Origin of the sequence: Enterococcus sp. CSURQ0835 (assembly GCF_902706605.1) — a bacterium.
GTDB lineage: Bacteria > Bacillota > Bacilli > Lactobacillales > Enterococcaceae > Enterococcus_A.
Map to the genome: position 1 here is coordinate 237,735 of NZ_CACSLH010000001.1, position 21,718 is coordinate 259,452.

Consider the following 21,718-nt stretch of genomic DNA (forward strand, 5'->3'; position numbering starts at 1 on the left):
CCCAAAATCTTCCCTCACTTAGGCAATAAGATCGGTTCAAGTTATAATGAAGTGCTGCCTGCTTTCCAGTTGAATTTTTCAGCTAGAGAGGAAGTGTCAGATGTGAATTACTTATTTAATTTCCTGCTTGGAATCACGGTTAGTGTGATTGACCATCTCATTAACAAGTGGCTAGACTCCGAAAACGATTAAGGCAGCTAGCCCAATTTAAAAAGCCAGTGGTGGCCGCCACTGGCTTTTTTTGTGTAGATATGGATTACTTATTTATAGTTTTATCTTACTAACTTCCTAATAAGATGTCAAATTCGCGAATCCAAACCATTTTAGCATAGTCTTTACTTCGTCATCAATTTTTCGATGCTGGCTAATGCTTGGGCCATATCGGCGATTTTTGCTAGTTGGCGTAAGCGGTTGTTGCGGACTTTTTCATCGTCGACCATGACCATCGTTTGATCGAAGTAGCGTTCGATCACTGGTTGTAAGTCAGTCAATGTTTGATAGTTTTCCGCCATCGACTGATCACCAAATTTATCTTCTGCTGATTTGACTGCTTCATACAAGTCGTTTTCCGCAGTGTTTTCAAATAATTTCGGATCGATCGCACCGTCCAAGCTTTCAGGCTCTGCTTTTTTAGTTAAATTGATCACTCGAGTCAACGCTTCCATCGCGAGTTTGAAGTTTTCATCTTTTGTATGCTGATCAAAAATTTGGGCCGTTTTGAAAATCCGAGTCAAATCATCTTGCGTTGAATCCACCACTGCATCGATGATATCATGGCGAATATTTTTCAATGACAACCGTTGACGCAAACGACCTTTGAAAAAGTCGAACACTTCTTTTTGCTCTGGATCAAAGTGAAGGCCAAAGTTCAATTCGTCTTCGTTGATCGCATCAACGATCGCATGCTGCATGTCAGTGAATGGGAACGTCCAGTCTTTATCTTCAATGATGCGGACGATCCCGTAGGCTTGGCGGCGCAACGCATATGGATCGTTGGAACCACTTGGGATCATCCCGACTGCAAAAAAGCCTAGCATGCTGTCGAGCTTATCGGCGATGGCTAGAACCGCCCCGATAGCCGATTGCGGTAACGCACCTTCTGAAGCGATCGGTAAATAATGTTCGCGGATCGCTTGGGCTACTGCCGGTGTCTCCCCTTTTAACAGTGCGTATTTTTCGCCCATGATCCCTTGTAATTCTGGAAACTCCCCTACCATGTTCGTTACTAAGTCAAATTTATAGATCTCAGCAGCGCGTTTCAAATCAGTCAGTTCCGTTTCGCTCAAACCGACCCGTGTTCCGATGATTTGGCTGATCACTGCCACCCGTTGCATTTTTTCATACATACTACCGATTTTTTCATGGAAGGTCACATTTTTTAATTTTTCCACACAGTCTTCAATCGACAGATTTTTATCTTCTTGATAGAAGAAATCGGCATCTTCCAAACGAGCGGTCAAAACTTTTTGATTGCCTTTGACCACGTTGTCTAATTTGACATCATTGCCGTTACGAACGGAAATAAAATGCGGCAAGAGTTCGCCTTTTTGATTGCGGACTTCAAAATAGCGTTGGTGTTCTTTCATGGACGTTACGAGCACTTCTTCTGGGATCGCTAAGAAACGTTCTTCAAAATCCCCCACAAAAACGGTTGGATACTCCACTAAATTGACGACTTCTTCTAATAAGCTCGGATCAAGTTCAATCTGCCAATCGTGTTTTGCTGCGATTTTTTCAACTTGTGCCACGATCAACGCTTGACGTTTGTTGGCGTCAGCGATCACGAATTGTTCGCTTAATTTTTCTTCGTAGGCTTTCGGTTCAGCTAGTTCGACCGCGTCCCCTAAGAAACGATGGCCTTGCGTCGTGCGACCGGTTTTTACATCGACTACTTCAAAGGGGATCACTTCCTCATCTAGTAGTGCCACGATCCAGTGAATCGGCCGGACATACTCAAAGTTATACGTTCCCCAATGCATCTCGGTTGGAAAGTTCAAACTTTTAACGACTTCAGCTAATCCCGTTAACACTTCAGCACTCGTTTTTCCGTGGATATATTTGGTCACATACACGTATTCGGTGCCATTTAATTCACGGAATGTGATCGCGTCTGTCGTCAAACCTTGACCGCGAACGAATCCTTCAGCAGCTTTTGACCAATTACCGGCTGCATCTTGCGCGATTTTTTTAGCAGGACCTTTGACTTCTTCTTGCACATCGTCTTGTTTGTCTGGGATATTGGTGACCCGAATCGCTAAACGGCGCGGAGTGGAAAAAGTTTCGATCGAATCATAGCTTAATTTTTGGTCTTCTAAAAATTTTGCGGTCTTGTCTTCTAATTGTTTGATGCTAGGCCACACGACATGTGCAGGCATTTCTTCTAAGCCGATTTCTAGTAATAAATTTTTCGCCATCTTATTTTTCCTCCCCGATCAATTTTTCAGCTGTCGCGCGATCCAACAATGGATAACCGGCTTTTTTCCGTTCCGCGACAAAGATCTTCGCAACACTGCGAGCCATATTCCGAATCCGAGCTAAGTAACCGGCCCGTTCTGTTACCGAAACCGCCCCCCGCGCATCAAGTAAGTTAAAGGTGTGGCTGCATTTTAAAATATAATCATACGCTGGATGCACGAGATTCAAATCCAGACAGCGACGTGCTTCTTGTTCAAATTTGTCAAAATTATCTAAGAGCATTTGCTGATTGCTGACTTCAAAGGAATATTTAGAATGTTCATATTCTGGCTGTTGGAAGATCTCGCCATATTTGACCCCGTTTGTCCAAGCTAAGTCATACACACTTTCCACTTCTTGAATATAAGAAGCTAACCGCTCGATCCCATATGTGATCTCTGACGTCACGGGATGACAAGGCAGACCGCCGACTTGTTGGAAATACGTGAACTGAGTGATCTCCATCCCGTCTAACCAAACTTCCCAACCAACACCAGCACAACCCATCGAAGGATTTTCCCAGTTGTCTTCTACAAAACGGATATCGTGTTCTAGCGGATCGATTCCTAATAAACGTAAACTGTCTAAATACAATTCTTGGATATTTTTCGGCGATGGCTTCATCACGACTTGGAATTGATGGTGTTGATACAAGCGATTCGGATTTTCGCCGTAACGTCCATCTGCAGGCCGCCGAGAAGGCTCCACATACGCTGCATTCCACGGTTCTGGTCCGATCGCGCGTAAAAATGTGTAGGGACTCATCGTGCCGGCACCTTTTTCAGTATCATAAGCTTGCATCAACATGCAGCCTTGCTCTGACCAAAACTTTTGCAAAGTTAAGATCATGTCTTGTAACGTTAATGGTTGACTCATCGTATTTCCTCCTCTAGTTCATCATGCAAAATGCGTGGCGATTAAACGGCGATCCGTTTTTGAACAAATAAAAAAGCCCTATGTCACAATCGACATAGGGACGTATAAACGCGGTTCCACCCTACTTCCAAGCAAAAACTTGGCAGCTCTTTTAGCTGATGCTCCCAAACGCCTTCGAAGCGACGGTTCTTGTTCCGGCTCCCACTATCCCGGATTCGCTAGGCAAAAAGCTCGTCGTCTTTTTTTGTTCAACGCACCTATTCACTTGTGTTCTATGATAGTCGTAAGTCTAGATGTTTGTCAATCATTTTCTTTTGGTTCCGGCTTTTTCAAAACAGCTTGCCAGCTGCTCATCTGATCAATGAACTTTTTACTTTTCAAATGCAGCCCGATGTATTCCTCATACAATTGATCCAGCGTTTGCCGGATAGCGGTCTTCGTTTCTGGTTTTAAATTGATCGAACTGATTTTTTCATAACTGATCGCCGCAAACAACCGTAAAAAATAAATCGCCCGCACATCCGCATGATAGCGATGAGGATCTAAGTGCCAATGGGTTTCGCACAAAATACCATTGTACTTCGAAGAAAAATCAAACCGTCCTTGCGTCTTTCCACAAACACCGCAACGCTGCCAATTCAAACTAACCCCAAAACGCTGCATGACTTGCAATTCAAAAATATTCAAGATCGTCTCGCCATCTTCGCCGTCATTCATTTTATGCAGTGCTTCACTTGTAAACTGATATAGCTGCGGATCATACGTGTGGTCGTCAATCGCTGCATCCACTAGCCCTAAAATATAAGTCCCATAGGCGTTCAAAAAAATATCCGCTTGCAAGCGACGCAGCGGCGTGACTTCTTTAGCGCTATTTAAAAAAGACAGGCCTTCACTTTTGAAATTCCCCAAGTAGACTGCTTCAGTCAACGGCTGGATCGCCGAACGCAACGGATTATTGGGCCGTTGGATATTTTTGGCAAAAAACATTTGCTTTCCGGCAGATTCCGTAAAAATTTTGACCAGTTTATCTTTTTCTTTGTAATCCCGAGTAAATAAGATCAAGCCTTTTGATTCAACTAGATTCGCCATCTGCACCCCTCCATTAGCAAATTTCGTTCAAAAAAACTGGAAACGCATGGCGATCCCAGTTGTTCGTTTCAAGTTGTGACCACGTTGCTAATCGGTAAGACAAATGTGGTCACAGCTATTTTTTAGTAATCATCTTTGCGATAACCGTAGTCTTTAAGGTAGACTTGTTTGTCACGCCAATCTTTTTGGACTTTGACCCACAATTCGAGATAGACTTTGTCCCCTAGTAACCGTTCGATATCCTTTCGAGCTTGCGTGCCAATATTTTTCAACATCTTGCCGCCTTTACCGATGATGATCCCTTTTTGGCTCGTCCGTTCCACGATGATCGTTGCTTGGATATGGACTTTGTCATTTTCATCTCGCTTCATGGAATCAGTCACTACCGCCACTGAATGAGGGACTTCATCTCGCGTCAAAAACAGAACTTTTTCCCGCACCAATTCAGATACGATGAAAAATTCGGGGTGATCGGTCACTTGATCATCAGGAAAATATTGGGGACCAGCAGGCATTTGATTGACCAACGTCGTCAACAAGTTATCGACATTGTTGCCTTCAGTCGCTGAGATCGGGATCACTTCTTTGAAATCCATCACTTGCCGATAATCGTCAATGATCCCAAGCAAATCATCGGGATGGATTTTATCGATCTTATTGATGATCAAATAGACGGGGACGTTTTGCTTTTTCAACCGTTCTAAAATAAAATCATCGCCGCGACCGCGTTTTTGATCTGCGCTGATCATAAACAAGATCGCGTCGACTTCTCGCAATGCGCTATAGGCGGCTTCCACCATGTAATCGCCCAGCCGGTGTTTTGGTTTATGGATCCCTGGCGTATCGATAAAGACTACTTGCGCGTCATCTGTCGTATACACACCTTGGATCTTATTGCGCGTCGTTTGCGCTTTGTCACTCATGATCGCGATCTTTTGACCTACGATGCGGTTTAAAAGCGTCGATTTGCCGACATTTGGTCGACCAACGATCGCTACAAAACCTGATTTATGTTCTGTCATAATTTATTCCTTCCTTAGTAGCGTAGTATTAATAGCCAACTACGCTCTTAAAACAATTCTTTCACTAGCTCGATCAGTTTAGGGATAAATAAAATCAAGCCCACGACCACAGAAAACAGCGACGTCAATAACACCGCTCCGGCTGCCATGTCTTTGATTTTTTTACCGATCGGATGGAAATGATAATCCGTCACCATGTCCACGACATTTTCAAAGACCGTATTGATGATCTCGACGATCCAAACGAGAAAGATCGCTAACAGCAACCACAGCCATTCGATTCGATTCAATTGAAAGATCAGGCCTGCAATGATCGCAAGTCCGCCGAACACCACATGTTTGCGCATATTCCGCTCCTCTTTGAAGACCGTTTTGACGCCTTGGATCGCAAATTCCAGTGAATTGATAAAGTGCTTATTTTTTTTCGTTCTATCTTTTAAGTCCATAGGCATCCAAGATCTCTTTCTGCAGACCGAACATCTCTTTTTCATCTTCCGGGTTCATATGATCATACCCATTGATGTGTAAAAATCCGTGGACCGCTAAAAAACCTAACTCGCGATCATAGCTGTGACCATAATCTTGCGCTTGCTCTTTTGCCCGTTCGATCGAGATCATGATATCGCCTAAGTTACGGGGCAATGGATCGTCGCCATCTTCAAAAACGACGGGGACCTCATCATCACTTTCTTCTTCTAAAGCAAAACTGATCACATCAGTCGGGGCATCTTTGCCACGGTAGTCACGGTTGATCACTTGGATCGCAGCGTTGTCCATAAAAGTAACGGACATCTCTGTGTCTTCCGGTAACTTCAAATAATCAGCTGCAAATTGTAGCAGATCATCGATTTCTTTGATTTTTTCTTCTGAGACTTGGTTAGTCTCATCAATGAATGTGACGTCCATTTAGTTGGCTCCTTTATCTTGTTCTTCTTTCATCTTTTCGGCTTCTGATTTCATTTTCGGATATTTGATCCGTGAATGGAAAGTCGAACTCAAACTGCTGATCAATGATTTTTCTACGACGCGGATCTCTCCCATCGTCAGTCCTGATTCATCCAACTGACTATCAGAGATCCGTTCTTCGATCAAGCTGTGAACAAATTCGGTGATCTTATCAATAGAAGGATGATCCATCGCTCGCACCGCCGCTTCACAACTATCTGCGATACTGACCACACCAGCTTCGCGTGTTTGCGGTTTTGGTCCTGGATAACGAAATTCGGCTTCAGTGATATCGGGATTGCGTTCTTTAGCTTTCACATAAAAATATTTCATCAAAGTCGTGCCGTGATGCTGGTAACAAATATCAATCACCATCTTTGGCATCTTGTATTCTTTTAAGATCTTCGCCCCTTCGATCACGTGCCCGAAAATGATTTGTTTACTATCTTCTGGCAATAAGAAATTGTGGGGATTTTCCGCACCCGGCGGTAGATTTTCTACAAAGAAATTCGCGTGACGGATCTTGCCGATATCGTGGTAATAACAAGCCACCCGCGTCAAGAGCGAGCGCCCGCCGATCTCAGCGACGGCATTTGCTGAAAGGTTGGCTACCATCATGGAATGATGATACGTTCCCGGTGCTTCTTCTAACAATTGTTTCAACAACGGATGATTCGGGTTACTCAATTCATTCAACGTGATCACCCCGTTATCAGTGACCAATAATTCAATATACGGTTGCAAGCCCATCCCGAGTAAAAAGGACAATAAGGAGCCCGCTAAGGCACAAAAAATCGTCTCCCACGTTTTGCCATCACCAAACGATAAGCCTTGATAGATCACTAGGACTAATGCCCATAGCAGTGGAAACAACACGATCCACAAAAAGGCCTGTTTTGTTTGATTGGAGATTTTTTGCTGTTTGACCATGATCGCTAAAATCCCAGCAAATAAATAGGTCATCAGCATAACCGTCAAGGTATTCGTCCCGATCGCATTATAATACACGAATAAGGCAAAGATCGTTTGAAAAACCGCCGCTAAGCTACCGGCACGGCGATTAGCAAAAACCGTCAGCACAAGTGGCGTAAAAGCCGCCGGGAAAAATAAACCAAGATTGCTGGAGCCATCACTTTGGAAAACTTGCAAAAATTTCATCAAAACTAAACTAAAGGTCATGGTCGCCGCATAAAATAAAATGAAGCGGACCCGTTGAAATTCAACTTCGTACTGCCGACTGTAATACAGTAAGACAATGGCTTGTAACCCCACGGCTAAAATCATGGCGACTAATGGAAAGATCGACGTGCCGGAGCTCGTCATGCCCAATAATTTCAATTTATTGATGGCATTGGCATCGATCTGGCTGCCCTCTCTGACGATGATCTCTCCTTGATAGATCATGACCGGTGATACGGAAGCTTTCGCTTGTGCTTTTAATTCATCCGTTCGCTTTTCATTTAACGAATCATTGACAACGATCCCGCTTTCGATCAAATAGCGGAGCGCTTCACTGCTGTCATCAGACAAGTTCAACTCCAAAATTTTATCGACAGCTTCTTGCTTATAACTCGCTAAATTATCCGTCCGAATCCGCTTAGCCATCTGTTCATCGATCAGTTTCAAACTGTCGCTTTCCACTTGATTCAATGAATCACTGTCCAGCTGAACGATCGCTTGATAAAAACCGTCTGGCAGCTTTTGATAAAAACTGACATCATCTTGATTGAGGTTTTCAAAATTCTTTTTCACAGCCGCTACTCGTTCATCCACTGTTGGCTGGGCCACGCCTTCGCCATTTTTAGCTTGCGCGATTTTATTTTGATAACTCTTATCTAGTTCACTGTTCGTCTTTTGGATCAAGTCGATCAATTGGCTGATCCGGTCGTGTTGTTCTTTGGCCAAGTCCGGCTGATACGTATACTCCGGAGTCACAGCTTCTGCTGCTAATTGGCGTTTTTGTTGGGTCTCAGCTTTATTTTCGATCGTTTTATTGGCTCGAATACTCTCAGAAGCTACTTGACCTTCTTTATAATCGACACTTTTTTGCCGCACGCTCGTAACCATGAGGGCGATCAAAAGTAAGGAAAAAATCCCTAAGATAAGGGGAATAAAGTTTGCGCCGAATTTTTTGCGCAATGCGTCGATGGGTTGATTTAGCATAACATCCTCCGATCTAGGCTTCGCGGTGACGCAGATTTTCTTTCTCGTAAGCCTGGATGATTTCCGCAACGACAGGGTGTCTGACTACATCGCCGGCTTCAAATGTGATAAATTTGATTTTTTTGATTCCTTTCAACGTTCGCTCAGCGTGAACTAAGCCACTCAACTGACCTTTTGGCAAATCGATCTGGCTGACATCGCCATTAACTACCATCTTCGAATTAAAACCTAGACGCGTCAAAAACATTTTCATCTGCATGATCGTCGTATTTTGCGCCTCATCTAAAATGACAAATGCATCATCTAACGTCCGACCCCGCATGTAAGCTAGCGGTGCGATCTCGATCACGCCCCGTTCTAACAAACGATTCGTGTGTTCGACACCAAAAATCTGGTGCAACGCGTCATACATTGGCCGCAAATAAGGATCGACTTTTTCTTTCAGATCTCCTGGCAAAAAACCTAAACTCTCGCCAGCTTCTACCGCTGGCCGCGTCAAAATGATCCGTTGAACTTGGCCTTTTTTCAAAGCGGCGATCGCCATGACGATCGCTAAGTAAGTCTTCCCAGTTCCGGCCGGGCCGATTCCGAACACGACATCTGATTTTTCAATCGCATGGACGTATTGACTTTGCCCTAATGTCTTCGGTCGGATCGGTTTTCCGTTGCGATCTTTCAAGATCTCTTCTTCATACATCATGACAAATTCATCTAAATGATTTTCTTGCGCTAAACGCAATGCCGTCATCACATCAGGCGTCGTTACTTTTACGCCGCGGCTGATCAAAAGTTGCAACGACCGAATAATATCGGCTACCATTTTGATCTCTGCTTTTGGACCGATCACTTGGATCATCTCACCGCGCGTGTTGATGGTCACATTCGTGTTGTCTTCTAAAAATTTTACATGCTTGTCGTGCGTTCCCAACAGCATGCTGATGTCATCTTTTTCATTCAATTTTATTTCCAACGACTCGAAATCGTTATTTTCCAAAAAAAGTTCATCTCCTCTAACCATATTCTTTCCTATCATACCACAATGTCCATGAAAGAAAAATCTTCCTAAAACGGAACTTAAGAAATTAAAAGATGTCGCTAGTCTAAACGTTTGAGCCCGGATTTGTCTACTTGGGGAGCTTACGAGAGGCAACCACCTGTACTAGAGTTTCAGTTTACTATATGTTATAATGACGTTGCGATAAAAAAGAAGCCTGACTGCCATCAGACTTCTCGTGTGGAGCTAGTTTTTTGCTAGACTTCGCTCAGGTTTTCATTACTTATCTTAAACCGTACGCTGGCCTAGCGAATACGGTTTTTTTTATGCCTTTTTTGCTTGTTGCTCCGACTGGATTTTTCCGAGTCGGATTTATATTTAAGCTTTGCTATTCGCTCATCGCGAATGCACTTCCTAAATGAAACAAGCAGATAGACTAAAGCAGCTGATTCGAAGATCATCACGCCGCCAGGAATTTTGGCTACTAACGCACTCATCATACAAATCGCTCTGATGATGCTGACAAATTCCACTTTGTTCTCCTTTGCAGTGAGAGAAAAAGCACCGTATTTTTTCATGGCATTCCTCCTCATGGTTGAGCGAAGTCCGCCAAAAACTAATTTATTCCACTGTTATACTATAAACGCCTCACAACAAAAAGGCAATTACCACTTTATGTTCGATCAACATGCGTGACTTCCTATCTGAAACCACAAAAAAACCACCAAGCCGAAGCTCAGTGGTTTAACCATTACTGATTTAAAAGTTCTTTGACGACCGCGTTGACTTGGTTACCGTCTGCTTTGCCTTTGACTTGCGGCATCACAGCACCCATGACTTTGCCGAATTCCTTTGGTGAAGTCGCGCCAGTCTTTTCAATCGCAGCTTTTACGATATCACGAATTTCTGATTCAGAAAGTTGTGCCGGCAAATATTTCTCTACGATCGCGATCTCCTTTTTAACATCTGCAATGAGATCGTCGCGGCCAGCTTTTTCAAATTCCGCTAAAGAATCGCGCCGTTGTTTCATCTCACGTGATAAAACGGTCAATTCTTCTTCGTCATTCAAATCCCGTCCAGCATCGATCTGCTCTTTTTGAAGTGCGGCTTTTAACATCCGGATGACTTGCAAAGTCTCTTTGTCTTTAGCTTTCATCGCTTGTTTCATATCCGCGTTCAAAGTTGCAAGTAGTGACACCTAATCACTCCCATCAACGACTAGAATTTTTTACGTTTTCTAGCTGCTTCTGATTTTTTCTTACGTTTCACACTTGGTTTTTCATAAAATTCACGTTTACGAGATTCTTGCAGAGTTCCCGCTTTAGAAACGGAACGTTTGAAGCGACGAAGAGCATCGTCAAGAGATTCATTTTTACGAACCACTGTTTTTGACATGTAAATTCCCTCCCTCCGAGCTTAAAAAGTAACCGTTTGTGTTATTGAATTTACGTTCAAAAAAACAAGACCGTCCATAAGTCATTATAGCTAATCCCAACTTTTCAGTCAAGGCAGTCTGACGATTTTTAGCGTGCTAGCTTAAATTAATTTTCACAAGGTCAGTCTGCATTCGTTATGGTTTGGCTGTTCTTACTACTGTAGCGCCATTTGATTGCCTTTTTACATTTTTTAAGGAAGTGGTAGCCGCTTACTTCTAGTCTAAAAATTTTATTTATTTCGGCATGCCGGACATTTCCCATAGAGTTCAAAGCGATGGCCGTCGATCTCGTAATCATCCAGCTGCTCTTGGAAAAAATCCATTGGGCATAATTCCAACTCTTTCGTTTTGCCGCACACCGTACAAATAAAATGATGGTGATGACTAAAATTTCCGCTGCAACTGAAACGGAACTTCATCTCCCCTTGAAACTCGGTGTCTTCTACGATCCCGATATCACAAAATTCCCGCAAGTTGCGGTACACGGTATCATAACTCAGCCCGGGAAAACATTCGTTAAGAAAATCATAAATTTCTCTTGCTGCTACATAGCGATTGTTTTTGATCAAAAACTGTAATAAAGCTTCGCGTTTTTTCGTATACTTCAAGCCGTTTTCTTTGACTTTTACTAGTGCTTTTTCTAATAGTGTCGTCTCCATCATGGGTCGCCCTCCAAACCGTAATGATTCTGAATAAAATTATGGTATAATAAGCTATCGACAAATGCAAGGAGGATTTTTCATGAACAATGAAAAACAAACTGACCTCGTCACGATGTTCGTCATTTCTGATTCAGCCGGTGAAACGGCAACTAAATTAGCGCAAGCTTGTATGGCGCAATATCCGACAGTGGAGTTTTGTCTTTTCCGCCGTACCTTCATTCATTCAAAAGACTTATTGCTAAAAGCATTGCAAGACGCAAAACAAGAAAACGGTATGGTCATCCATACGTTGATCGACCCGGAGCTTTCCAGCATCGCGGAAGAATTTTGTATCAAAGAAGATCTTTTCCATATGGATTTATTGAACCCAGTCGTCACTGAGATCGCCCACCGGGCTAAGATCGCGCCAGCTAATGAAGCCGGCGCACTCCACCATTTGAATGACAATTATTTCAAGCGGATCAAAGCGATGGAATTTGCAGTCAAATATGATGACGGAAAAGATCCCCGCGGTTTTTTAGAAGCCGATGTGATCTTACTGGGTGTTTCTCGGACTTCCAAGACGCCGCTGAGTTTGTATTTAGCAAACAAAAATTTAAAAGTCGCCAACTTGCCGCTGATTCCGCAAGCCCATATTCCCAAACAACTCTTTGAAGTCGATCCTAAAAAAATCGTCGGCTTGACCAACGATCCTGAAGTCTTGATCGATATTCGCAAAGAACGGATGCGGGCATACGGTTTAAATCCAGAAACTGCTTATTCCGATCGCAACAAGATCCAAGCCGAACTCGATTTTGCTAATGACTTGTACGAAAAATTAGGTTGTGTCGTGATCAATGTCGCGTCCCTTTCAATTGAAGAGACCGCCGCGATGATCATGAGCGCCTTAGATCTCGAAGACCACAGCTATTACTTTATGCAAGACGACGATGAGGAGTAACACTAAAAAACCGTGAACGATCATGTTCGCGGTTTTTTGCTTGAACAAATCATTTCGTACTAAAAGTAAGAATAGTTGCAAATCGCTTCGTTCGGTGCTATTTTCCAGTCAAGGGGAACTCTCCATATTTAGGAGCTGATTCAAATGGAAACAACACGCAATCGCAATGCGATCATTTTGATCTTAGGTGTTTTTTCGCTGCTGACGGGTTTATCTGGTGCCAGCACTAATTTGGCTTTGCCAGAGATCAGTCGCCAGTTAGCGATCTCAAACAACGCTTCAACTTGGATCGTTCAAACAGGACTCATGACAACAACGATCTTATTAGTTTTATTTGGCTATTTAGGCGATCAGCTGTCAAAAGAGCGCGTCTTTTTTTGGGGCGGGATCTTTTTTACGGCCGGTTCATTGATCGATGGTCTGAGTTTGAATTTTTTGATGTTGCTTTTCGGCCGAATCGTTCAAGCCGTGGGCGGCGGGATGATCTTAGCGACTTCGATGGGATTGACCTCAGACAATGCGTTGCCAGGTAAACGCGGCGAGGCGATCGCTACTGTCTCGTTGTTCATGAATCTCGGAAATATCGCGGGACCGTCTTTAGGCGGTTTGATCTTAGGGGCAGCAAGTTGGCGGTGGATTTTTTTGATCAATGTTCCAGCTGGTCTGATCTTGATGGTCTTGACCCGTAAAATTTTTGCCTTTTCGCCCCTTGCTGCCGGTCAAACGAAACGAGTCTTGCAAGAAGCCAATTGGACCGGGCAATTTTTATTTATGGGTGGGATCGTCCTCTTTTTTGTCAGCACTTTGTTTTTACACCAAACAGGTCAAATGTGGCTCGGACTGGCGATGCTCGTCATTGGACTGGTCGTGACCATCTACTCTTTCTTTCAAGACGACCACGCACCTCACCCTTGGATCGAACCTTCCGTCTTACATAATCGCGGCTTCATGGCAACGGTCACGATTTTACTTTTTGCGATGCTGATCAATATGATCTCCAATATTTTATTACCTTTTTATTTGCAAAGTTTTCTCGGCTTACCAGCTGCTAAAACTGGTTTGATCATCGGCGTTCAGTCAGTCGTGATGGCGTTTATCACCCCCGTCGCTGGTTTTTTAGCCGATCGGATCAACAGTCACTGGCTGACGTTGACAGGGCTTTCCATCTTAGCCATCTCCCAAGCGGCGTATGTTTTTTATGGCGGCCGTTTCAATTGGTGGGTGATTTTAACGCCGATCGTATTGAATGGTGTCGGTCTGGGATTATTTTTATCTCCGAACAATTCGCTAGGGATGTCGTTTATTTCTAAAGCCCATTCCGGTGTGGCGGGCTCGTTGAATTCCTTTTTCCGCACTCTCGGGATGACGATCGGTAACAGTTTTGGTGCGACCTTACTCTTTAGCCAACTCGGCCACGTCAAAGTGATCACGCCGACTTTAGGCCTGACTTTTTTAACTGCCTTTCGCAATGTCTTCATCTTAGCTACGATCTTGTCTTTGATCGCCTTATTACTCGGGATCTTGTCATTGAAGACGACTAAGCAACCAACGACTTGAGCTAACAACAGTTGAAGTTGTGAACTGAATTTTTCGGCAAAGGTCTGCAAGCGCACTAAGATTTTTTGCCATTCGTCAGCAGAAAAATAATCGACAAAGTAAAAAAGATTGCGTTTTAGCTGGCGGCGCAACCGTTGCGTTTGGAAAATCTCGCGGGCTAAAGCTAGACACGGTCGATCGATCACTTCGTTACAAAGATTATTTCGAACGTGTAAAATCGTGATCAACTTGATCACCAACACGCCATCAGTCTCAGTCTCATATAATTTAGTAAAACGCTGCTCTAACGTTTTGACTTTTAGCGTAAATAATTGTTTGACCGTCCACGGTGAAACATATTTTTTCATCTTCAACAGCTCCTCTCATCTTTATAAACGAATCTTTTAGCTAAAATCCAACCGTTGAAGTGAAAATAATGGAACCAAAAAACGATCTGCGAAAAAATTCGCAGATCGTTTTTTTAATGATGTGAGACGTGTTCAAAGGTTTGCTCTAAGATATCCAACACGTGGTGGTCATCTAAACTGTACAACATCGCTTTGCCGTCACGGCGAGCTTTTACCAATCGATTGTCCCGCAACAATTTTAACTGATGGGAAACGGCCGACTGTTCCATCGTCAAAGCTTCACTGATGGCCGAGACATTACGCTCCCCTTTTTCTAAAAATAATAAAATTCGCAAACGCGTCGGATCGCCTAAAATTTTAAATAGCTGACTGACAGTTTGGATCTCTGCGGCGTGATCTGACATCCGCTCCCTCTTTTCTGTTATTCAGTGATTTTGCGTAACTCCGCTTCATAATCGGCTAATTTTTGTTTGGCTTCTTCAGGGGAATGACCTTTGACCCCGATATATAATTTGATCTTCGGTTCCGTTCCAGACGGACGAACCGCGATCCAAGTTTCATCTAGTGTGATGTATTTCAACACATCTGCAGCTGGCGTCAATAATTTTTGCGTTACACCATTTGCATCCACCGATTCTTGTTTCAAATAATCTTCGGTCAATAATACTTCACTACCGGCAAATTCTTTTGGTGCTTCTTCGCGTAATTTTTCGATGATTGCTTGGATCTTTTCAGCGCCTTCTGTTCCACTGAAAGTGACCGAAATCGTTTTTTCAGCGTAATAGCCGTACTCTTTGAAAATTTCTTCTAAGCCGTCGTGCAAGTTTTGACCTTGTTTTTTGTAATAAGCAGCAACTTCAGCTAGTAAAACTAACGCTTGGATCGCATCTTTGTCGCGTACGAATGGTTTGATCAAATAGCCGTAACTTTCTTCAAACCCAAACATGAAGGTGTGGCTGTGATCTTGTTCGTATTGTTTGATCTTTTCAGCGATAAATTTGAATCCAGTCAAGACGTTCACCATGCCCACGCGATAATTTTTCGCGATCGCAGTTGGCAATTCACTTGAGACGATCGATTTCAACACGACTGCATTTTCCGGTAAAGTACCCGCTTGTTTATGCGCTTCTAAAATGTAGCGCACCATTAGCGCCCCGATTTGGTTACCGGTCAAGACTTGATAAGAACCATCTGGCAAACGCACCGCAGCTCCCAAACGATCGGCATCAGGGTCAGTTGCGATCAACAAATCGGCGTCTTCTTGTTCGCCTAATTTAATCGCGTATTCAAAGGCTGCTGGATCTTCCGGGTTTGGTGATTTGACCGTTGAAAATTCAGGATCAGCTACCGCTTGTTCTGGAACGAGTTTGAACTGTTCAAAGCCTGCTTGTTTCAATGCCCGTTCGCCTAACATTTTCCCAGTCCCGTGTAATGGTGTGTAGATCAATTTCAGATCTTTGCCCATTTCATTGACTAAAGCTTGGTTGATGGTCACAGTTTTGACTTCTTTCAAATACGCTTCATCGACTTCTTCTCCAATAATGTTGACTAGTCCGCTATGTCTTACTTCTTCATCACTTAAAACTTGGATCTCTAATGGATCATCGATCTCCCGGACAAATTTGGTCAATGCGTCCGCGTCTTCTGGCGGCATCTGGCCACCGTCTTCACCATATACTTTATAACCGTTGTATTCAGCTGGATTATGCGAAGCCGTGATCATGATTCCCGTAAATGCCTGTAAATGACGAACCGCAAATGAAAGTTCAGGCGTTGGGCGCAAACTTTCAAAAACAAAGGCTGGAATATCGTGTTTCGCTAATGTCTTTGCTGCTTCCATCGCAAACTCTGGTGACATATGACGTGAATCATACGCGATCGCAACGCCCCGCCGACGCGTTTCCGGATCTTGTGTGTCCATAAAACGTGCCAGACCTTCTGTCGCTTGTCGCACTGTGAAAATATTCATCCGATTGACACCTGGTCCTAAGATTCCGCGCATCCCCGCCGTTCCGAATTCTAACGGTTTATAAAAAGCATCTTTTTTTAATTCTGGATCTTTTCCTAAATCCTTTAACTCCGCTTTCATTTTGTCATCTAATTTGTCTGAATTAACCCACTGTTCATAAACTTGTTCCCAAGACATGAAGAACACCTCTTTCAATTTTTCTTACCTATAAAGTATACCATTCCTCAGATATTCAGCAAAGAAAAGCTTAATAAAAAAACAGCGGCTGCTTCTAGTCTACTTGAGCAAAACCAATCAAAAAAGAAGTGGCACGATCTCGTCCCACTCCTTTACTCAGCGCAGCTTGAACTTACTGTTTATTCAAAGCGTGCTTGCTTAATGATTTTCTTCGATATATTTATAAACTTGTTGACCGGCGATCCCGCCTTCGCCAACTGCGGTCGTGATCTGACGTAGATCTTTTTCCCGCGCGTCCCCAACTGCAAAGACACCTGGGATCTTCGTGTTCATGTGATCATCGGTTTCGATCCAACCGGCTGCATTTAAAATTCCTAACTCTTTGAACGGTTCCGTCAACGGTTCCAACCCAACATAGATAAAGACGCCGTCAGCTGGCTCTTCGTGAACATCACCTGTTTTGACGTTTCTGACTTTGGCACCAGTCACGACCATGTCATTTCCAGTGATCTCTTCAACGACACTGTCCCAAAGAAAAGAAATTTTGTCATTGGCAAAGGCACGATCTTGGATGATCTTTTGTGCCCGTAACTCATCCCGACGATGCACGATCACAACTTCAGAAGCAAAGCGTGTCAAATAGATCGCTTCTTCAACGGCTGAATCACCGCCGCCGACAACGAGCAATCGTTTGTTACGGAAAAAGGCGCCATCACAGACCGCACAATACGAAACGCCGCGACCAGCAAAATTTTCTTCACCATTAACGCCCAGTTTACGATGGACACATCCAGTTGCGACGATCACGGTTTTCCCTTGATACGTCTCCTCTTCACAGATCACTTCTTTATAATCGCCATGATCTTTGATATCTTGGACGATCCCGTACGCATTTTTCGTGCCGAATTTCGTCACGCCATCATACATTTTTTGAGCGAGTTCCGGCCCCATGATAGATTCAAAGCCTGGATAATTTTCTACTTCAGCGGTGTTATTCATTTGTCCACCGGGCGCGCCACGTTCGATCAATAAAACAGATAGATTCGAGCGTGAAGCATATAACGCCGCGGTCATCCCTGCTGGGCCCGCGCCGATAACGATTACGTCATACATTGTGATTCCCCCATTCGGCTTTACTTTACCGCCCCGCAGGCATTCTGTCGAATTTTCTGCTTAAGCTGTCAAGTGTCGATCAATCGAAAGAAAACGACGCGAAAACATTTCACGTCGTTTGCGTAACTTAGTTTTGATTTTTCATTTGCTGCATCATTTGACGAATTTTTTTCTCGGAAGGTTTTTGACCCATCGACATCATCATTTGACGTAACATGTCCTCATTGATCGGAGGATTCTTTTTGAAGTAATCTTGCATATATTTACGGGCTAAGAAAAAGCCGCCGACTGCTCCTAACAACAAAGCAATCACTGCAATCAACACAACTAAACCAGTTGACATTTTTTCACCGCTCCCTTCTATGGAATTGCTACCTCATTTTACTAAAACTTCTGCCAAAAGAAAAGGTGTTTTCGCGAACTTCAAAGATTCCTTAAAGTTGCTGCGTTATTTATCTGTCGCGCCGCAGTTTAAAATTCAGTTTAGTTCTCAGCTGAATCCAACTTCAACTTTCCCTCAAAAACACTTCCAGCACAGCTCTAGGATTCTAACAATTCTGGAAAGGCATTGGGATCAAAAGTTTCCGTTTTAAACATCGCGATCTCTTTTTTGTAAGGGGGATACGCCGTCTTTTTATCCGCTCCCACATAAGGTGTTTCTAAAATTTTGGAAACATGAGAAAACCGTTCATCGTGGACGATTTGATTCAACGCGTCAAAACCGATCGTGCCAAAGCCAATGTTGGCATGGCGATCTTTATGGGAACCCATAGGATTTTTCGAGTCATTGATGTGCAAGACTTGCAGGCGCTCTAAGCCGATCACGCGATCAAATTCTACCATCACCCCAGCAAAATCAGTTTTAACATTATAGCCGGCATCGTTAGTGTGACAAGTGTCAAAGGTCACGGAAAGTTTTTCGTTTAGCGTTACGCCATTGATGATATACGCGAGTTCTTCAAAGGTTTTCCCAAGCTCCGTGCCTTTTCCTGCCATCGTCTCCAGAGCGATCTTTGGTTTTTGCGTTTCCGTCAAGACTTCATTCAACCCTTTGATGATCTGATCTAAGCCCGCTTCAACACCTGCACCGACGTGAGCTCCAGGGTGCAACGTGATTTGCGTTGCGCCTAATGCTTCAGCGCGCATGATCTCATCTTTTAAAAATTGGACTGCAAACGGGAACATCTCGGGTTTTTTTGTATTGCCGAGATTGATAATATAAGGCGCGTGCATCACGATATTAGACAAGCCATGCTCGGCCATAAAAGCTTCCCCGGCTGGAATATTCATCTCTTCAATTGGTTTGCGCCGCGTATTTTGGGGCGCACCGCTGTAGATCATAAACGTCGTCGCCTCATAACTCGCTGCTTCTTTAGCCGCGCCGAGTAACATTTCTTTTCCTTTCAGACTTACATGTGATCCGATCAACATATTTTCTTCCTCCTATTATAGTGTCACTAGCAGCATCGCCGTCATCAGTGGCAAACTGATCAAAAAACTCAGTGATGAAGTAAAGCCTACCACTTCCGCACGCATTCCCGCATTGACACTGCTGATCACGCCAAATGTCGGAACCGGACCGATCGCAAGTAAACACAAGACGAGCTTGATGATCGCCGGCAATGGCAACAGCGCGAACAAAACGGCAATGGCTAAACCAAACCCATACTTGATCGCTAACAGGCGACCGACTAAATTCAATTCTTTTCGCGGTAAGCGTAATTCTAAAAACAAACCGATCATAAACATCGACAAAAAAGTATTCGCGCTTGCGATCGGCTGGATTACTTGCGTCACCTCTTTTGGCAACTCGATGGCAAAACTGCGCAATATAAGCATCACCAGATAGACTAAAAATGGGACCGAGCGTGCGAGACGTTTAGCGATCAAAGCCGGACTGGGACGCTTTTCCGCATCGCCCGTGAGTGCTTCGACGACTACATTTGAACCACCTGCTAACATCACACTGTTGCCGATATCAAACAACGACAACAGCGGGATCGCTTGGGGCAAAAAACTTTGCACAAACGGCAAAGCAAAATTCCCTACATTATAACCGGAACCGCAGTGCATGATAAACGCACGTTCAACGGGTTTTTGTTTGCGAGAAAACGCACCGCCTAACAACACGAACAACAAATTCAGCCCGATTCCTAAAACAATCAACAATAATAAATTCAGTTTGACTTCTAAACGCGTCAAATTGACGATGATGGCAGCCGGCAAAGTCACATTGATCACGATCAGCGAAAGCGTATTGCCATCTGCTTTACTCAACAAATTGGCGCGCTTAGTAAGATAAGCGAGCACGATGATCAAAAATAATCCGGCAGAATTTAATAAAATAGTGGTCATGCGTTTTTAAGTCAGCTCCTTTTTTGATCAGTTAATTTTTTAGCATTTACTTATTTCAGTCGCAACTTTGGTGAGTCGTTTTTCAAATCAACCAAGTGTTCAGCTGAGTTGATTTTCCCCACCGTTACTACGGCTTTCAATTTTTTTATCATTTGCTTAAAAAATCCAGCCGCACACAGATTATGAAACAAGGAACGAGCGACAGCCTAGTTGCTATCCTCGTTCCTTGTTAGAGTGATTAAAATTCTAAAACAAAATATTTTTTCTTGCCGCGGCGTAAGACGATGTAACGCTCGGCTAATTTATCTGTGTCACTTAAGACATACGCGGCATCTTGCACGCGGTCACCATTGACATAGATCGCGCCGTTTGTGATGTCTTCGCGCGCTTGCCGTTTGGATTTTTCGATGCCAGCAGTCAGCAAGATCTCCACTAAATTCAACTCATCACTCGCACTCACTTGATAACTGGGCACATTTTTGAAACCTTGTTGGATCTCTGCGGCGTTCAAGTTTTTCACTTCGCCAGAAAATAGTGCTTCTGAGATGTGCAAGGCTTGTTCATAGGCTGTTTTTCCATGAACAAGAGTGGTCATTTCTTTAGCCAACGTTTTTTGTGCCAAGCGTTTTTCCGGTGCTTGTTCAAATTCTTGTTCAATCGCGTCGATCTCAGCTAATGGCAAGAACGTAAAGTATTTCATGAATTTGATCACGTCACGGTCATCGGTGTTGATCCAAAATTGGTAAAACTCATACGGCGAAGTTTTATCCGCATCAAGCCAGACCGCATTGCCTTCTGTTTTCCCAAATTTTGTTCCATCGGCTTTGGTGATAAGTGGCATCGTCAAACCGTAAACTTGTTTGCTTTTTTCACGGCGTACGAGTTCGATCCCCGATGTGATATTGCCCCATTGGTCACTGCCGCCCAATTGCAATTTACAATCGTAGCGTTCATTTAATTGAAGAAAATCGTAAGCTTGCAATAATTGGTAAGCAAATTCGGTGTATGAGATCCCCGTTTCGATCCGGCGTTTGACACTTTCTTTACTCATCATGTAATTGATGGTGAAATTTTTCCCGACATCCCGCAAGAAATCAATCATCTTCAACTCGCCAAGCCAGTTGTAATTATTTTCGATGATCGCTGGGTTTTCACGATTATCAAAATCGATAAACCGTGACAATTGATCTTTGATACGTTGTGACCAAGTTTGCACTGTATCTAACGTATTCAGTTGACGTTCGGCATCCTTAAATGAAGGGTCTCCGATCATCCCAGTTCCGCCACCCACTAACGCGATGGGGACATGGCCATTTTGTTGGAAGCGTCGTAAGGTCAAAATCGGTAGCAAGTGTCCGATATGTAAACTATCTGCAGTCGGATCAAAGCCGATATACAATTTGATAGACTCTTCATTCAATAGTTTTTCTAATGCCTTTTCATCCGTGGTTTGGAAGACTAAGCCCCGTGCTTCCAACTCTTGAAAAAAGTCCAAGCTCATAGTATTGCCTCCTTATTTTATATATACTGTTTCATAGTAACTGAAAAAGTCGCCGAATAAAAGGCATTCCCCGTAAAACTTTCGCTTTTTATTTGAAGTTTTCATTACAAATGATTGAG

The 21,718-nt window shown here is 43.5% G+C and carries 21 protein-coding genes; 2 read left to right on the forward strand and 19 right to left on the reverse strand.

Annotated features, from left to right (window positions below; genetic code table 11):
• Positions 1-335: 335 nt before the first annotated feature.
• The 12 genes from glyS to GVJ38_RS01265 all read right to left on the reverse strand — a co-directional run bounded on the left by glyS (position 336) and on the right by GVJ38_RS01265 (position 11,640).
• The gene (gene glyS, locus GVJ38_RS01210) at positions 336-2,414 is read right to left on the reverse strand and encodes a glycine--tRNA ligase subunit beta (RefSeq protein ID WP_159721339.1); all 2,079 of its coding nucleotides are present in this window, start codon (positions 2,412-2,414) and stop codon (positions 336-338) included.
• Position 2,415: 1 nt separating this feature from the next.
• The gene (glyQ, locus tag GVJ38_RS01215; protein WP_159721340.1) at positions 2,416-3,330 is read right to left on the reverse strand and encodes a glycine--tRNA ligase subunit alpha; all 915 of its coding nucleotides are present in this window, start codon (positions 3,328-3,330) and stop codon (positions 2,416-2,418) included.
• A 300-nt stretch (positions 3,331-3,630) separates the two neighbouring features.
• Positions 3,631-4,419, reverse strand: a complete 789-nt coding sequence (gene recO / locus GVJ38_RS01220) for a DNA repair protein RecO (RefSeq protein WP_159721341.1) — start codon at positions 4,417-4,419, stop codon at positions 3,631-3,633.
• A 122-nt stretch (positions 4,420-4,541) separates the two neighbouring features.
• A complete protein-coding gene (gene era, locus GVJ38_RS01225; protein WP_159721342.1) occupies positions 4,542-5,441 on the reverse strand; it encodes a GTPase Era in 900 nt (299 codons plus the stop codon).
• 47 nt (positions 5,442-5,488) lie between these two features.
• Positions 5,489-5,887 (reverse strand): diacylglycerol kinase family protein, encoded by a 399-nt coding sequence (locus GVJ38_RS01230; RefSeq protein WP_200849432.1) that lies wholly within the window; start codon positions 5,885-5,887, stop codon positions 5,489-5,491.
• Entirely contained in the window at positions 5,871-6,347 is a 477-nt protein-coding gene (ybeY, locus tag GVJ38_RS01235; RefSeq protein WP_159721344.1) for an rRNA maturation RNase YbeY, read from the reverse strand. Before ybeY ends, GVJ38_RS01230 begins: the two co-directional genes overlap by 17 nt.
• Complete coding sequence (locus tag GVJ38_RS01240; RefSeq protein WP_159721345.1) at positions 6,348-8,549, reverse strand: HD family phosphohydrolase; 2,202 nt, start codon at positions 8,547-8,549, stop codon at positions 6,348-6,350. It lies immediately after the preceding gene.
• Between the two features lie 13 nt (positions 8,550-8,562).
• On the reverse strand, positions 8,563-9,483 hold the full coding sequence (locus GVJ38_RS01245; protein ID WP_235032775.1) for a PhoH family protein: 921 nt from the start codon (positions 9,481-9,483) through the stop codon (positions 8,563-8,565).
• Between the two features lie 365 nt (positions 9,484-9,848).
• The gene (locus GVJ38_RS01250; protein WP_159721347.1) at positions 9,849-10,121 is read right to left on the reverse strand and encodes a hypothetical protein; all 273 of its coding nucleotides are present in this window, start codon (positions 10,119-10,121) and stop codon (positions 9,849-9,851) included.
• 173 nt (positions 10,122-10,294) lie between these two features.
• Positions 10,295-10,741, reverse strand: a complete 447-nt coding sequence (locus GVJ38_RS01255) for a GatB/YqeY domain-containing protein (protein WP_159721348.1) — start codon at positions 10,739-10,741, stop codon at positions 10,295-10,297.
• A 20-nt stretch (positions 10,742-10,761) separates the two neighbouring features.
• Positions 10,762-10,938 (reverse strand): 30S ribosomal protein S21, encoded by a 177-nt coding sequence (rpsU, locus tag GVJ38_RS01260; protein WP_002356740.1) that lies wholly within the window; start codon positions 10,936-10,938, stop codon positions 10,762-10,764.
• A 270-nt stretch (positions 10,939-11,208) separates the two neighbouring features.
• Positions 11,209-11,640 carry a Fur family transcriptional regulator gene (locus GVJ38_RS01265; RefSeq protein ID WP_159721349.1) on the reverse strand — a complete coding sequence of 144 codons (432 nt, stop codon included), beginning with the start codon at positions 11,638-11,640 and terminating at the stop codon, positions 11,209-11,211.
• Between the two features lie 79 nt (positions 11,641-11,719).
• Here GVJ38_RS01265 and GVJ38_RS01270 point away from each other — a divergent pair, with 79 nt between their 5' ends.
• Entirely contained in the window at positions 11,720-12,580 is an 861-nt protein-coding gene (locus GVJ38_RS01270; RefSeq protein WP_159721350.1) for a pyruvate, water dikinase regulatory protein, read from the forward strand.
• 144 nt (positions 12,581-12,724) lie between these two features.
• Positions 12,725-14,137 carry an MFS transporter gene (locus GVJ38_RS01275; protein ID WP_159721351.1) on the forward strand — a complete coding sequence of 471 codons (1,413 nt, stop codon included), beginning with the start codon at positions 12,725-12,727 and terminating at the stop codon, positions 14,135-14,137.
• 460 nt (positions 14,138-14,597) lie between these two features.
• On the opposite strand, the gene GVJ38_RS01280 is transcribed toward GVJ38_RS01275, so the two are convergent.
• The 7 genes from GVJ38_RS01280 to tyrS form a co-directional block, all read right to left on the reverse strand.
• Positions 14,598-14,888 carry an ArsR/SmtB family transcription factor gene (locus tag GVJ38_RS01280; protein ID WP_159721352.1) on the reverse strand — a complete coding sequence of 97 codons (291 nt, stop codon included), beginning with the start codon at positions 14,886-14,888 and terminating at the stop codon, positions 14,598-14,600.
• Between the two features lie 17 nt (positions 14,889-14,905).
• Positions 14,906-16,630: a phospho-sugar mutase gene (locus GVJ38_RS01285; RefSeq protein WP_159721353.1), complete on the reverse strand. Its 1,725-nt coding sequence runs from the start codon at positions 16,628-16,630 to the stop codon at positions 14,906-14,908.
• Positions 16,631-16,828: 198 nt separating this feature from the next.
• Positions 16,829-17,743 (reverse strand): thioredoxin-disulfide reductase, encoded by a 915-nt coding sequence (trxB, locus tag GVJ38_RS01290; RefSeq protein WP_159721354.1) that lies wholly within the window; start codon positions 17,741-17,743, stop codon positions 16,829-16,831.
• Positions 17,744-17,870: 127 nt separating this feature from the next.
• Complete coding sequence (locus GVJ38_RS01295; protein WP_159721355.1) at positions 17,871-18,086, reverse strand: YneF family protein; 216 nt, start codon at positions 18,084-18,086, stop codon at positions 17,871-17,873.
• Between the two features lie 197 nt (positions 18,087-18,283).
• Positions 18,284-19,174 (reverse strand): deoxyribonuclease IV, encoded by an 891-nt coding sequence (locus GVJ38_RS01300; RefSeq protein WP_159721356.1) that lies wholly within the window; start codon positions 19,172-19,174, stop codon positions 18,284-18,286.
• Between the two features lie 15 nt (positions 19,175-19,189).
• Entirely contained in the window at positions 19,190-20,098 is a 909-nt protein-coding gene (locus GVJ38_RS01305; RefSeq protein ID WP_159721357.1) for an AEC family transporter, read from the reverse strand.
• A gap of 238 nt (positions 20,099-20,336) precedes the next feature.
• Positions 20,337-21,599 carry a tyrosine--tRNA ligase gene (gene tyrS / locus GVJ38_RS01310; RefSeq protein ID WP_159721358.1) on the reverse strand — a complete coding sequence of 421 codons (1,263 nt, stop codon included), beginning with the start codon at positions 21,597-21,599 and terminating at the stop codon, positions 20,337-20,339.
• Positions 21,600-21,718: the final 119 nt, after the last annotated feature.

Bases quoted from the DNA above. Each gene is read 5' to 3' on its own strand.
- glyS (WP_159721339.1), bottom strand. From the start codon at position 2,414: ATGGCGAAAAATTTATTACTAGAAATCGGCTTAGAAGAAATGCCTGCA.
- glyQ (WP_159721340.1), bottom strand. From the start codon at position 3,330: ATGAGTCAACCATTAACGTTACAAGACATGATCTTAACTTTGCAAAAG.
- recO (WP_159721341.1), bottom strand. From the start codon at position 4,419: ATGGCGAATCTAGTTGAATCAAAAGGCTTGATCTTATTTACTCGGGAT.
- era (WP_159721342.1), bottom strand. From the start codon at position 5,441: ATGACAGAACATAAATCAGGTTTTGTAGCGATCGTTGGTCGACCAAAT.
- GVJ38_RS01230 (WP_200849432.1), bottom strand. From the start codon at position 5,887: ATGGACTTAAAAGATAGAACGAAAAAAAATAAGCACTTTATCAATTCA.
- ybeY (WP_159721344.1), bottom strand. From the start codon at position 6,347: ATGGACGTCACATTCATTGATGAGACTAACCAAGTCTCAGAAGAAAAA.
- GVJ38_RS01240 (WP_159721345.1), bottom strand. From the start codon at position 8,549: ATGCTAAATCAACCCATCGACGCATTGCGCAAAAAATTCGGCGCAAAC.
- GVJ38_RS01245 (WP_235032775.1), bottom strand. From the start codon at position 9,483: ATGCTGTTGGGAACGCACGACAAGCATGTAAAATTTTTAGAAGACAAC.
- GVJ38_RS01250 (WP_159721347.1), bottom strand. From the start codon at position 10,121: ATGAAAAAATACGGTGCTTTTTCTCTCACTGCAAAGGAGAACAAAGTG.
- rpsU (WP_002356740.1), bottom strand. From the start codon at position 10,938: ATGTCAAAAACAGTGGTTCGTAAAAATGAATCTCTTGACGATGCTCTT.
- GVJ38_RS01265 (WP_159721349.1), bottom strand. From the start codon at position 11,640: ATGATGGAGACGACACTATTAGAAAAAGCACTAGTAAAAGTCAAAGAA.
- GVJ38_RS01270 (WP_159721350.1), top strand. From the start codon at position 11,720: ATGAACAATGAAAAACAAACTGACCTCGTCACGATGTTCGTCATTTCT.
- GVJ38_RS01275 (WP_159721351.1), top strand. From the start codon at position 12,725: ATGGAAACAACACGCAATCGCAATGCGATCATTTTGATCTTAGGTGTT.
- GVJ38_RS01280 (WP_159721352.1), bottom strand. From the start codon at position 14,888: ATGTCAGATCACGCCGCAGAGATCCAAACTGTCAGTCAGCTATTTAAA.
- GVJ38_RS01285 (WP_159721353.1), bottom strand. From the start codon at position 16,630: ATGTCTTGGGAACAAGTTTATGAACAGTGGGTTAATTCAGACAAATTA.
- trxB (WP_159721354.1), bottom strand. From the start codon at position 17,743: ATGTATGACGTAATCGTTATCGGCGCGGGCCCAGCAGGGATGACCGCG.
- GVJ38_RS01295 (WP_159721355.1), bottom strand. From the start codon at position 18,086: ATGTCAACTGGTTTAGTTGTGTTGATTGCAGTGATTGCTTTGTTGTTA.
- GVJ38_RS01300 (WP_159721356.1), bottom strand. From the start codon at position 19,174: ATGTTGATCGGATCACATGTAAGTCTGAAAGGAAAAGAAATGTTACTC.
- GVJ38_RS01305 (WP_159721357.1), bottom strand. From the start codon at position 20,098: ATGACCACTATTTTATTAAATTCTGCCGGATTATTTTTGATCATCGTG.
- tyrS (WP_159721358.1), bottom strand. From the start codon at position 21,599: ATGAGCTTGGACTTTTTTCAAGAGTTGGAAGCACGGGGCTTAGTCTTC.